17 protein-coding genes and 1 tRNA gene are annotated in these 11,224 nt (G+C 61.1%); 9 read left to right on the top strand and 9 right to left on the bottom strand.

Going from position 1 to position 11,224, the window contains the following annotated elements; translation table 11 throughout:
• Window positions 1–79: 79 nt before the first annotated feature.
• Window positions 80–457: an HNH endonuclease gene (locus tag ACFFUC_RS11340; protein ID WP_377686302.1), complete on the bottom strand. Its 378-nt coding sequence runs from the start codon at window positions 455–457 to the stop codon at window positions 80–82.
• Between the two features lie 240 nt (window positions 458–697).
• Between ACFFUC_RS11340 and ACFFUC_RS11335 the strand changes: the two genes are divergently transcribed.
• On the top strand, window positions 698–952 hold the full coding sequence (locus ACFFUC_RS11335) for a hypothetical protein (RefSeq protein WP_377686301.1): 255 nt from the start codon (window positions 698–700) through the stop codon (window positions 950–952).
• Window positions 953–1,061: 109 nt separating this feature from the next.
• Here ACFFUC_RS11335 and ACFFUC_RS11330 read toward each other — a convergent pair whose 3' ends face one another.
• The 4 genes from ACFFUC_RS11330 to ACFFUC_RS11315 all read right to left on the bottom strand — a co-directional run bounded on the left by ACFFUC_RS11330 (window position 1,062) and on the right by ACFFUC_RS11315 (window position 5,607).
• Window positions 1,062–1,865, bottom strand: coding sequence for a hypothetical protein (locus ACFFUC_RS11330; RefSeq protein WP_377686299.1), 804 nt, complete (start codon window positions 1,863–1,865; stop codon window positions 1,062–1,064).
• 453 nt (window positions 1,866–2,318) lie between these two features.
• Window positions 2,319–4,160, bottom strand: coding sequence for a phage/plasmid primase, P4 family (locus ACFFUC_RS11325; RefSeq protein WP_377686297.1), 1,842 nt, complete (start codon window positions 4,158–4,160; stop codon window positions 2,319–2,321).
• A complete protein-coding gene (locus ACFFUC_RS11320; protein ID WP_377686295.1) occupies window positions 4,157–5,257 on the bottom strand; it encodes a DUF7146 domain-containing protein in 1,101 nt (366 codons plus the stop codon). Before ACFFUC_RS11320 ends, ACFFUC_RS11325 begins: the two co-directional genes overlap by 4 nt.
• A gap of 35 nt (window positions 5,258–5,292) precedes the next feature.
• A complete protein-coding gene (locus ACFFUC_RS11315; protein ID WP_377686293.1) occupies window positions 5,293–5,607 on the bottom strand; it encodes a hypothetical protein in 315 nt (104 codons plus the stop codon).
• Between ACFFUC_RS11315 and ACFFUC_RS11310 the strand changes: the two genes are divergently transcribed.
• Window positions 5,606–5,962 (top strand): hypothetical protein, encoded by a 357-nt coding sequence (locus tag ACFFUC_RS11310; protein ID WP_377686292.1) that lies wholly within the window; start codon window positions 5,606–5,608, stop codon window positions 5,960–5,962. The two genes, ACFFUC_RS11315 and ACFFUC_RS11310, sit on opposite strands and share 2 nt — an antisense overlap.
• A 213-nt stretch (window positions 5,963–6,175) precedes the next feature.
• Here ACFFUC_RS11310 and ACFFUC_RS11305 read toward each other — a convergent pair whose 3' ends face one another.
• Both ACFFUC_RS11305 and ACFFUC_RS11300 read right to left on the bottom strand, forming a co-directional pair.
• Window positions 6,176–6,514 (bottom strand): hypothetical protein, encoded by a 339-nt coding sequence (locus ACFFUC_RS11305; RefSeq protein ID WP_377686290.1) that lies wholly within the window; start codon window positions 6,512–6,514, stop codon window positions 6,176–6,178.
• Window positions 6,495–6,770, bottom strand: a complete 276-nt coding sequence (locus ACFFUC_RS11300) for a helix-turn-helix domain-containing protein (protein ID WP_377686311.1) — start codon at window positions 6,768–6,770, stop codon at window positions 6,495–6,497. Before ACFFUC_RS11300 ends, ACFFUC_RS11305 begins: the two co-directional genes overlap by 20 nt.
• Window positions 6,771–6,857: 87 nt before the next feature.
• On the opposite strand from ACFFUC_RS11300, the gene ACFFUC_RS11295 reads away from it, so the two are divergent.
• Window positions 6,858–7,166 (top strand): helix-turn-helix domain-containing protein, encoded by a 309-nt coding sequence (locus tag ACFFUC_RS11295; RefSeq protein WP_377686288.1) that lies wholly within the window; start codon window positions 6,858–6,860, stop codon window positions 7,164–7,166.
• On the opposite strand, the gene ACFFUC_RS11290 is transcribed toward ACFFUC_RS11295, so the two are convergent.
• Window positions 7,069–7,284 (bottom strand): hypothetical protein, encoded by a 216-nt coding sequence (locus ACFFUC_RS11290; protein ID WP_377686312.1) that lies wholly within the window; start codon window positions 7,282–7,284, stop codon window positions 7,069–7,071. The genes ACFFUC_RS11295 and ACFFUC_RS11290 overlap by 98 nt on opposite strands.
• Before the next feature lie 127 nt (window positions 7,285–7,411).
• Between ACFFUC_RS11290 and ACFFUC_RS11285 the strand changes: the two genes are divergently transcribed.
• The 5 genes from ACFFUC_RS11285 to ACFFUC_RS11265 all read left to right on the top strand — a co-directional run bounded on the left by ACFFUC_RS11285 (window position 7,412) and on the right by ACFFUC_RS11265 (window position 9,995).
• Entirely contained in the window at window positions 7,412–7,738 is a 327-nt protein-coding gene (locus tag ACFFUC_RS11285) for a hypothetical protein (RefSeq protein WP_377686286.1), read from the top strand.
• Window positions 7,735–7,986 carry a hypothetical protein gene (locus tag ACFFUC_RS11280; RefSeq protein ID WP_377686285.1) on the top strand — a complete coding sequence of 84 codons (252 nt, stop codon included), beginning with the start codon at window positions 7,735–7,737 and terminating at the stop codon, window positions 7,984–7,986. The genes ACFFUC_RS11285 and ACFFUC_RS11280 overlap by 4 nt, the downstream gene beginning before the upstream one ends.
• Window positions 7,986–8,186 carry a hypothetical protein gene (locus tag ACFFUC_RS11275; protein WP_377686283.1) on the top strand — a complete coding sequence of 67 codons (201 nt, stop codon included), beginning with the start codon at window positions 7,986–7,988 and terminating at the stop codon, window positions 8,184–8,186. Before ACFFUC_RS11280 ends, ACFFUC_RS11275 begins: the two co-directional genes overlap by 1 nt.
• 165 nt (window positions 8,187–8,351) lie before the next feature.
• Complete coding sequence (locus ACFFUC_RS11270; protein WP_377686282.1) at window positions 8,352–8,492, top strand: hypothetical protein; 141 nt, start codon at window positions 8,352–8,354, stop codon at window positions 8,490–8,492.
• A gap of 411 nt (window positions 8,493–8,903) precedes the next feature.
• Window positions 8,904–9,995, top strand: coding sequence for a tyrosine-type recombinase/integrase (locus ACFFUC_RS11265; protein WP_377686280.1), 1,092 nt, complete (start codon window positions 8,904–8,906; stop codon window positions 9,993–9,995).
• A 23-nt stretch (window positions 9,996–10,018) separates the two neighbouring features.
• Here the strand turns inward: ACFFUC_RS11265 and ACFFUC_RS11260 are convergent.
• Window positions 10,019–10,095: transfer RNA gene (locus tag ACFFUC_RS11260), tRNA-Arg, on the bottom strand.
• Window positions 10,096–10,190: 95 nt separating this feature from the next.
• Here ACFFUC_RS11260 and ACFFUC_RS11255 point away from each other — a divergent pair.
• Window positions 10,191–11,216: a LacI family DNA-binding transcriptional regulator gene (locus ACFFUC_RS11255; protein ID WP_377686279.1), complete on the top strand. Its 1,026-nt coding sequence runs from the start codon at window positions 10,191–10,193 to the stop codon at window positions 11,214–11,216.
• Window positions 11,217–11,224 lie beyond the last annotated feature (8 nt).

Here is an 11,224-nt window from a genome sequence, read left to right as displayed (position 1 = left end):
GTGCCAAGCTGGTCTCCATCGCAGATGCCAGCTTGAATCATACCCTACGCCCGAGGGGAATCCCTTTTGTCAACACGACCTAGGCCCGAACGCCATGACCGAAGGCGGTGCGATGATCGGAGGCATGGCCCGCTCTTTCCTCCCGCTGCTTCGCCCCGTCGTGGCAGGACTTACACAGGCATTGCAGGTTGGCCGGATCCCAGAACAGCCGCTCATCCCCGCGATGCGGCTGGAAATGGTCGGCAACGAGATCGGGGCTGTCGGCGACTCGCGCGCAGCGGGCGCAGGTGAAGAGCGCAGCCGAGATGCACTGCCACCGCAGCCGCTGCCATGCGCCGGTCTTGTACCACCTGCGCCAAGCATAAACCTGATCGCGCACGCGAGCTTGCCCTTGTGGCTGCCGCACGCGCTGCTGCAACGCACCAACCCGAGGGGTCAATTGCTTGAGCCTTGCCATTACATTCCGGCCCTTGCGCTGCTCAACTCGAATGCAACCGCGCAGCGAGCCAGCGCCCACCTGGCACATCACATAGCTTGCACCACGTCTTCCAACCGCGTTGGCTTTCACCGCGCACAAAGATTGCAATCGGTATCCAACGAGATCTCTGCACGAGAAACCGGTCCATTAAATCTAACCTTGTCGTGAAGGGCCTGATCGTTATCACGTTCCTTGCTCACCAAAGCGAAGGAACCGATCATGAAGAACTACAAGGGCGCAGCCACACTTAGCTTCGCGGATGGCACAACGGCCAATGGCCAGGTGGATATCCGGTATGCTGCCACCCAAGGACAGATGTCAGGAAAGGGCTACTTCTCCACACGTGACGCCATGGCGATATTCGGGCGGTCGGATAACCCGGTCCTCAGCTACGAAGATTTCAGGATTGAGGTCATAATCGCGGAAGCGGGCATGGAAGGCGCAACGATCATGACAACCGGCGCGCCCCTCTAACCCCGAAACGAATTGCGCCCGCTAGGGGGTTATCCCTGCGGGCGCAATTCCAGATACTATCCAAATATCTCTCATAGAGTGCCATAAGCGTCAAGCATCGTTTTTGAGGTCAATATCCCTCCATCCTAACCAGCGCCGCTCTCAGCGCCTCCAGCACGGCTTTCATGTTGCGACTGTTGTACTGCCACCGGTAATGCCGCAGCACATCGCCGACCGAGAAGTCATCGACACAGACACGCTCGACGACATCGAGGTTCGAGAACTTGCAGCGCGGGTCTTCGCCCGCATCGCGAACCGCACGCAACGACGGGCGCACCCGCCGCACCATCAGCGCATCCTGCCCGCCGATCCGGCGGCGCAAGGCTGCCAGCTCGCCCGAGATCTCTAGGCGGCGATCCATCCAGTTGCCACCGTCCGCTGATCCGCTGGAACCATCGAGGCTTGATAGCTTGCAGCCGTCCGCGTTCAGCATCTCAACAAGGCTGCGGTAACGACGACCAATCGCCACCTGCCCCGGTGTCAGCTGCATCGGGCGCTTGGCGCGCAGGGCCTGCGCCTGCATGCGGTCGAAGATATCGGCGGCGCGGATGGCCGAGCGGTGACCGTAACCGGTCGGCGCAACTGCCCACTTTTCCAATCCATTCTCATCGACGCCGTTCGGCACCATGGTGAACTGGCGATCGACGCGGAACCCACCGCGTGCCGGAGCCGCGATAATGTCGGGGCCGCACTCAGCCGGGATAGCAGCAGCATCGAGCACGGCATCAAGGCGGGACCGTTCCGAGTTAACGCGGGCAGCCTGTGCCTTGGCATGTTGCCGGACGATCTCGCGGCTTGCGGTCAAATCCATTTGCGCGGCAACGCCATTGCTATCGACAGAGAACACCACGCCTTGGCCGTTTTCGATCATCATTTTGCGGTCCCTCTTATTCATTCTACTACCTGTTGTGGTCTGGTTTTCTAGGTTGGGCTTGACGGGCTGGAGATTTGGAAAGGTGGGTTTGAAAATCAGGCCTTCCGGCTTTTCTCGTTTGTTTCTTTTCAAGGGGTTAGATTGCTTTTTTGGGCTTGAGGGCTTGAAGGGCGAGAGATTTGAACCTTTACGGGGATTGCTTTCCCCCTAACCCCTTGGGGAATACGCGCGCGCATACATGTCGATTTTTCCGGCCCATCTGGCCCTCAAGCCCAAAAACGCGGCGTAAGCGTTTGAATTTCCTAGACCGCCACCCCCTGACCCCGCGAAAGTCTCCGGCCCACCCGCTTCCGGACTCGCGCCCGTCTGGCCCAAATTCGTGGCCTAACCCCAGAAATGCGCGACGGGCCCGCAGGCCCGCCCAGTCGATAGGTGTGAAGGTGGGGTGCGGGGTCATCGCGGCCCCCATGCGTTACCAGTGTCGCGCGACTGCGCCTCGCGCATGCGCTGTGCGAAGATCGGATCAAGGCGAATGCCGCGATATCCCGTGACGCCGCTCTTGCCTGATGCGAACGTCTTGTTGTTTTCGGGATGACGCCAGACACCGGCTTTGGCCTTGAGCTTCAAGGAAACCGTGCGCGGGCCCCATCGCTGCTCGCCCCGCTCTTCGATCCAGTAATTGAAGGCATCACCCAACTCGCGCGCGGTCATGAAGTCGCCTTCATAGCCGGTGACCATCGCGGCATCGGCGAGGAAGGTGCCGATCGGATCGCTGTCCTTGCGGTAGCTGCCCGTCGCCTCGAGGACCTCGGCCGGTTCGGCAAGGCCGCGTTCGAGATAGGACAGCAGCCCTTGGACCAGCCAGTTGAGAATGCCCGATCGCTCGGACCACAAGATATCGTCCAGCTCCTTTTTCGGGATCCGCTTTTCCTCGGGGATCTGGACGGGGAAGTTGACCAGCATCAGGCGCCGCCAGATCCCGTCGTCACCGCCCCTGATATCGGGAAGGTGGTTGCCCGAGATGGTCAGCTTGAAGATCGGCCGGAAGGTGATGAAATCGGCATAAAGCGCGCGGATCATCATCGGCTCGCCACCAGTCAGCGCCTTGATCAAGCCCTCTTGCAGGCGCTCGCCCTCTTCGGGCTCCGAAGTCCGCACCATCCGCGCCGCGATCAGCGGCATCAGGTCCGGCTGCGAATCCGAGCCGCCTTTCTTGTTCTTGCCGGTCAGGGATTCGATACGGGCCGAGGCGGAGTAATCGCCCATCATGCGCCCCATGAGATCGACCAGGACCGATTTACCGTTCGCGCCGCCACCATGGAAGAATGCCAGCTTCTGGACATCGAGGCCGCTCATCGACAGGCCGAACCAGCGCTGAATGAATTGCCGCATCGCGATGTTAGGCTGGATCTGCTCGAGGAAGGCGTCAAACCGCGGGCATTTCGCATCGGGGTCATACTCGACGGGCATGACCTTGGTCAGCAGCTGGCCGCGATCATGCGGGATCAGCTTCACATCGGACATCGGCGAGAAGCCATCCCCCGTGATCCGCTCGAAGCGCAGCACGCCGGTCAGGGTGTTAACGTCGAGATCCCCCTTGTCCATCTGATCGACCGAGCGCGCGAGCATGACGCGCGCCTCGGAGATCAGATTGGACATCGGCCCCGAGTTCCCCGCGTTCTTGGCATGAGTCAGACGCCGACCGATCAGCGCCTTGTGGGACTTGAGCGCGGCATCGATACTGCGCAGACGGCTCGCGAGATTTGACAGCTCGGTCATGAGGCTTTCGTCATCGGCGTAACCCGCGATCCCCTCGATCTCGGCCCGCCGCTTGCGCAGGTCGCGTTCCTCGTTGATCAGCTGCCGATCACGGGGCGAAGGCTGGAGCCAATCGATTTCCTGCTCGATCAGCGCGGACATCTGTTGTGCGCGGCCACGGATCAGCGGCGAGACATCGCGGCTGATTTCATCATCCTTGCGCCAGCGCGCGCCGTCCCAGACGAACCAACCGACCTGCGAGACGAACAGGATGTCGTCGCCGAAATGGATCACGAAACGCTTGCCGTTGCCCAGATCGTTCAGCGGCTCCCGCGAGGCCTTTTCGACCGGACCCTCGGGCTCATGAGCCTGATCCGCGTCTGCTTCCGGAGGGGGCGGCGGGGGCATATAGTTGTCGGGATAATCGACGTGATCACCCTCGCCGGCCAGGCCGTCGGGCAAGGACACATCTTCGGCCGCGCCCATAACGTCGCGAACGGCATCCACTCGGTCAAACTCGTCATCGTCAAAAGTCATTGATGCTGCCCCATCAGGATATCGTTGAGGTCTCGGCCTTCACCGGCATGCACGATCTGCCCCTTCAAACCGGGGTTCTTGATCATCGCGCGCCGCAGGCCCGCCTCGAGTTGCGCTCGGGTCAGGCGGGGCTCACTGTCCCCGTCCTGCACAAAGATCAGCCGTTTCACCCATGGCGGCGGGACAAAGGCCTCGCGATCGCTCATGTCTGGCAAGCCGGCGTATTTCTTGCCTGGACCGCGCTCGCGCAGGCCGGACATATTGCCCAGATCAACGCCGCACCAATAGGCCGCTTGGCGCGGCTGGCGCTCCGCGATCAGGGCGGAAAGGGTGGTTTCCACCCCCTCGGCCATGATCATGGTCGTGGCATCCTTCGGGGTCGTGAGGCGGATGACCGCGCCTTTCTTGGACCCGAGAACTTTTCTAGATGGCAGGAAGACTTCGGCATCATCGGGATCGCGCAAGAGCAGCTTGCCTTTGGGCTGATCGAGGTCGATCCACGTCCGATGAATCGCCGTCACGCGATTGGCGGCGTCGACCACCGCGCAGATCATCGCGGGTCCGACATGTAGGGTCTGCCACTTGCCGCGCTCGCCCTTGACCGGATGCACATATTTGGCAGCGGGATCGAAGCGCATGGCATTGGGCAGATCCTGCAACAACTCGGCCGCAAGTCCGCGCCGCGCGAGATAGTCACGCACCGGCGATCCTTCGGCATCCTTGGACGCGAACCAGATATCGCGCGCCGCCTTGATGGTCTTTTCCCGCTCGCGCGCGCCGATACGCTCCTGCTTTTCGCGGGCGGCGGCAGCCTTGCGCTGGCGATCTTCCCGCTCTGCATCGCTTAGGCCCTGCGCGGGACCGCAAAGCCATTCAAGTGCCGCGCGGAAATCCATGCCGAGCGTCAATTGGACCAGGGCGAGCTGGTCGCCTTTGGCATGGGGCGAACAGTCCTTGCGGCACTGGAAGATGTTTTTCTGCAGGTTGATGCCGAAGCGGTCTTTGCCACCGCAGTTCGGGCAAGGTCCGACAAGCTCACCACCAGCAGGCACAAGGTTGGTGATTTCGAGGCGCGCCGCGACATCGGCGATCGGCATTGCATGCGCATCTGAAAGGCGGTGATCGTCACGCATCATGCACGCCCGCCGGAATTGATGCGGTCCCATGCTTCGGCCATGCGATAGCGGTCCCAACGATTCATGACCTGCGCCGCCTCATCGTGCAGCGAGCCGTAACAACCGGCAATCCGTGGCGACATGGAGGCGATGCGCTCGGCGAGCGAGATCAGCGGCTGGAGCGGCAGAAGCCCGCGCGAAGCGGTCGGCAAGACAGAGCGCAGGATATCGACTTCGAGCGAAAGCTCATGAGGATCGATGCGCACAGAGGTGGGCCGAGAAATCAGGCCCAAGGCATGGATGACGAGATGATCAGCAAGAGAAAGCTTCATGACCTCACCCATCGATATCGGCACGCTGGACGCGCTCGGGCCAGCAGGCACGGACAACCGAGGACATCAGGCGATCGCCCGCACCACTCAGCGCGTCCGGCGCATACCGCAACTCGGGATAACAGGAAGCAAAGGCTGCAAGCTCTACCGCAAGTGGATGCTCGCAGCCATAGGCCGCATCGACATCGCGAACGGCACAGCACAGCGAGCGCGGATCGACGGCTTTTGCCTTGGCTTGGAATGCGACCGTCAAAGCCGCCATCCGCGCGCCGATCCTGACATGGTACGGGCAATGATGCTGCATTTCCTGTCCCTCTCGCGTTCTGCGATTTCTAGAAAAAGCGGGGCGATCTGAGCAGAGACCGCCCCGCAGGTCTCACCGGCACGAAGCAGGCTTCGGTGAATTTTTGCCCCGACGGCTTTCAGCCGCCTCTCGGATGGGCCGGCCGCAGGTTCCGGGGACCGCGATGAATTGATCGCCACCAGGGCGGCGCGTCCCCGGCAAGGTTTCAGCCAGGCGTTGCCGCCCCGCATTTGCCCCGCCCGGTGGACCCTGAAAACCGGACATTCATTTTCCCCACATCACTGCGGCATAATTCGGCAAGGAGTGCGCGGCGAAGTCGACGACATCGCCCGTCGGTGTGCGGAGGCCATCGAACCAGTTGCACGAGGTCTGGAAAGTCACCCCGAAATGGACGGCGCAAAGTTCACGCGTCGCGAAGTTCGAGATCAGCAACAGCGACCATCGACGGCGAAAATCCTCAGGCTCAAGTCGGCCGACGGCGCCGTGATTACGGCGCCGATCAGCGACCGACCGACCCCTGCCATCAAAGGGATTGAGGCGGGACGTTTGAGCCCGAGGGATGCGATGATGCGAATGCTCGCTTTTAAGAAGAGATTGTTTCATGGGGCTGCTCTTGGGTTGGGGCCGCAGGTGCGGCGGGGGAGGACATAAAAATAGAGGTGGCAGGCGCCCCGATAACCCACGAGCCAACAGGGACCCTACCGCCAGTTGCAGCGTCAATTCTTTGAGCCAGCTTCAAGCTCGGCAGAATCCGCCCGCTAATCAGCTTCGAGACGGTGCCCTGCTTCACAGCAACAGATGCGGCAAACTCCGCTTGCGTTACTTTTGAAGACTGGAGGTATGATTTGAGCGTTTGCATAGACGGCAATATGATTGTCAGGAATATTCCTGTCAAGCATCATATTCTTGCTGGTCGTTTGCTAGTCGCCACGAACTTGGCAACTATATGCCCATGAACTTAGAGAAGATCAGATCTGAGAGAGGGCTGACGCAGGGCGACCTTGCCGACATGTCCGGGCTTAAACAATCAACCATCTCGAAGATCGAGAGGGGCTATGACGGCGTCACCCTCCGCTCTCTTTACAAGATCGCCGATGCTCTAGAGGTAGACCTGTCGGAACTGTTTGCTGATAGTCGCGGACCAGCAGAGGCGGCGCTTATCCAAGCTTTTCGCTCACTTCCCGCAGAGAGGCAGCAAGGATGGCTTGAGATGGCTCAAGCGATAGCTCGCCCGAATCCTGAAGCCAGCGCATAAAATCGGCAAACTGCCGATCGCTCATGCCTGCGATAACCTTCGAGAATCGAGCATCAACGTCCAAAGCAACCACCTCAAGAACATTACCAGAACAACATGCCGCAATGAAAGCGAGCATGGCAAGGCCACCACAACGCAGAGTGCCACTTTAAGTTGAAAATTCCCATTGTGAATATTCCTCATTGACAGAATTATTCCTGTTAGGCATTTTAACTCCATCCCGATCTTCCGGATGGAGCCCGCCCATGCACATTCCCACCTTCCCCACGGCCCAAAACGCCGAGCCGGTTATAGCGGAACACGATAGCAGCGCGATCAGCGCGGTTACGGATCTGCCCTGCCTCGGCTTCTTGCGCATCGTCTTGAAATCCGGCGCGATCGAGACCCTGCATCACGTCGAGGGTGCGATCTGTCCTGATCTGTTCAATGCCCTGAAAAGCGGCGACGGCACATTCGTCGTGCCTTATGGAAAGCGCCGCGCGCAGATGGGCTTCATCGACATCGGCAGCGTCGCGTTCATTTCGCATGACCTGTATGACGACGCCGCGCAGGCAAATGGCGGTGCCGCATGAGCACCGCTCTCGCCCGCCCCGCAAAGCCCACGGCCGCCCCATCGCCGCAGCTGCGCGGAGCGGTATCTGGCGCACTGCGCGCTGCCGCGATCGGTGCCGCCGCGATCGCGACCGTCATCATCGCTGCAGCAGTTTGGCACATCGCGAGCAGCACGATCACTCCCGAGAGCATCCGCGCATTCGCAGCACCGACTTCGCTGGAAAGCCAGTCCCGCTCTATCGAGCAGTTGGTCGAGGGCGCGCGGTGATGAAACCCCGCTTCTTTGAAACGCGCGGCGGCTGGATCATCGACCGCATGACCGGACGCTCGATCTGCCGCGTTGCGATCGAGGACCATAACCTCGACACGTCGCAGCGCGTCATGTCGGCTTTCATCGGCGCACTTCATACGGAGTTCGGACCGACCAATCCTGAAATCGAGATCTGCCCCGCTCCCGCGTCAAACTGAGCGTGGCAGAGCCGCCGGAGTGGCAGCCTCCGGCGGCGCAAGATCCCGCTGCGCGATCCTCCTTCAGCGCAGCGGGCAGCCCCCGAGGATGGGTGGCCTCGGGGGCACCATTCCCCAGATCGGCCCCAGAAACTCGCGCCAATAACGCCCACGAGTCCGAGAGACATGACCAGCATCCTGCAATCATTCGTCAACATTCGTCCCGCCGGCGGCTTCGACATGATCATGGCCGACCCGCCTTGGCTCTATAAAAACTTCAGCGAGACCGGCACCGAGAAGAATGCCGCCGCCCATTCTGCGCTCTGATTATCGTCGGTGTGATCGCAGTCGCGGTCAAGGATGCTAGATCCGGGACCTTCACCCTGCCCAAGAACAACTGGGAATGCAGCGACACGCGGATGACGATGATGCTCATGCCGGCGGGTAAAGTCATGGTCCCGACAACCTTTTCCGAATGCGTCGAGTACAGGAGAGTTGATTGATGGCTAGGGACCGGTCGATTTCATTCTTGCCACGACTGCTGCCCGCACCAGAGGCCGCCTACTACCTTGGCGTCAGCGAAACTACGCTCCGGACGCTTGCACTGCCGCGTAAAGTCCTGCGTGGCAAGCGTCTATACGATCGCATGATGCTGGACGAATATGCCTCCGACCTGCCCTCTGAAGGGCGAGAATCGGAAGAGGTGAATTCGTGCGACGAAGTCTTGCGAGGAATGCAGTGAAGCTGAAGCACGTCAAGACGGTGACCAAGCCTTCTGGCGCCACGTTCACCTACCTCGCCGTGCCGGGGCAAAAGCTGGTCCGCCTTCCCGACGGACCAAGGGATAGCCCGGAGTTTCTGCTGGCCTACGCCACAGCCATGGCAACCGCAGAACCGGCCGAACGAGGCCGCAAGCTTGCCACCGGCAGCATCGCAGCAGCAGTCAAGGCTTACCAAACGAGCGCGGCGTTTAAGACACTCGCGCCGAACACACAGACCCAAAGGCGCGGCCATCTCAGCAAGATCGTCGATCGGTGGGGCGATGCTCGCCTTTCCGACCTGCGAACCAAACACATCCAAGCCGACATCTTCACGCTTGCACCCCACCCCGCAAATAACCGTCGGAAGGTTTGGCGCGGCTTTTGCGCCTGGGCAAAAGCGACCCAACAGATAGCCTTGGACCCTTCGCTCGAGGTCGACAAAGTCGCGACAGTAAAGACGGACGGATTCACGCCATGGCTTCCGTCCGAAATCGAGACCTTCCGAAAACACTGGTCGATCGGCACAGCCCAACGGCTGGCATTGGAGTTGATCTACTGGACGGCCGCGCGCGCATCAGATGCAGTTAGAATTGGCCCTGGCATGGTACAGCGTGACGGTTGGCTCACCTTTCGGCAAAAGAAAACCGGCGGCGAAGTCTCGATCCCCTTCAATCGCGCCCTACCCCCGTTTGCCCTCAGCATGCAGGGTGATCTGGATTTTCTGAAGGCTGCGATTTCGGCCGCGCCGCGCCACATGACATGGCTTGTGACCCAGAACGGGAAGGCTCGGTCAGACAAGGCGTTCAGCAGCTGGTTCGCGGGGGCCGCCGCAGCCGCGGGAATCATCGGAAAGTCCGCACATGGCCTACGCAAATCACGGGCAATGGCGATCGCCGAAACAGGCGCGACGGCGCACCAAATCGCCGCTTGGACAGGTCATGAATCACTGACCGAAGTGCAGCGATACTCCAAGGCCGCGGACCGCAGACGCATCCTCTCGGGGGCAGAACCGGAACAGAATTTGGAAACCGCCCCCACCCAGAATGGAAACCGGACCGCAAGAGGTTGAAATATAATGATTAAATTTAGAACTGGTGATCCCGACAGGATTTGAACCTGTAACCTGCCCCTTAGGAGGGGGCTGCTCTATCCAGTTGAGCCACGGGACCGCCGCGATCTTTTTGCACGGCGGCGGATGGAATGGCAAGCTTGCCGCGCATCCGGTGGTTTGGTAACGATAACATTATTTCAAAGCGGAATTCCCATGTCCCCCAAGCGCCCGCCCCGTCCCCTGACGCTCCGCGACGTGTCCGAGGCCGCCGGTGTCTCGGAAATGACCGTGAGCCGCGTTCTGCGCAACCGCGGGGATGTTTCCGCCGCCACGCGCGAGAAAGTGCTGACGGCAGCGCGCACGCTCGGCTATGTGCCCAACAAGATCGCGGGCGGCCTCGCCAGCCAGCGGGTGAACCTTGTCGCGGTGATCATCCCTTCGCTCTCGAACATGGTCTTCCCCGAGGTGCTGGGCGGGATCTCGGCCGAGCTGGACGATACCGATCTTCAGCCGGTGGTGGGCGTAACGAATTACTCGCCCTCGCGCGAGGATCAGGTTCTTTACGACATGCTCTCCTGGCGCCCGACCGGCGTCATTCTGGCGGGGCTCGAACACAGCAAGGCGGCGCGGGCGATGCTCGACAATGCGGCCATTCCGGTGGTCGAGATCATGGATGTCGACGGTGATCCGATCGACACGGCGGTGGGCATCTCGCATCGCCGCGCCGGTCGCGACATGGCCGAGGAAATCCTTGCCGCCGGTTACCGCCGCATCGGCTTTATCGGCACCCATATGCCCGAGGACCACCGTGCCCGCAAACGCCTTGCCGGTTTCGAGGAGCGCCTGGCCGAGGCCGGTGTCTCGCTGGCCGCGCGCGAGTATTATCAGGGTGGTTCCTCGCTTCAAAAGGGCCGCGAGCTGACCCAGCGCATTCTGGCGCGCGAGCCGGATCTCGATTTCCTTTACTATTCCAACGACATGATCGGCGCGGGCGGCCTGCTTTGGAGCATGGAGCAAGGGTACGACATTCCCGGAAAGCTCGGCCTCGCCGGCTTCAACGGGGTCGAGCTGCTCGACGGTTTGCCGATGCGTCTGGCCACCACCGATGCGCGGCGCGTCGATATCGGCAAGCGGGCGGCGCGGATCGTCGCAGGCAAAGAGCCGGCCCCAGAGGACGGAACCATTGCGCTGACGCCGACCTTCCTGCCGGGCGATACGATCCGCCAGCGCGGCAAATAGGCGGCACC

Source organism: Paracoccus cavernae (genome assembly GCF_042430175.1).
Classification (GTDB): Bacteria; Pseudomonadota; Alphaproteobacteria; order Rhodobacterales; family Rhodobacteraceae; genus Paracoccus; species Paracoccus cavernae.
Note: the sequence above shows the minus strand (reverse complement) of the source record. Positions and strands in the feature narration are given on the sequence as shown.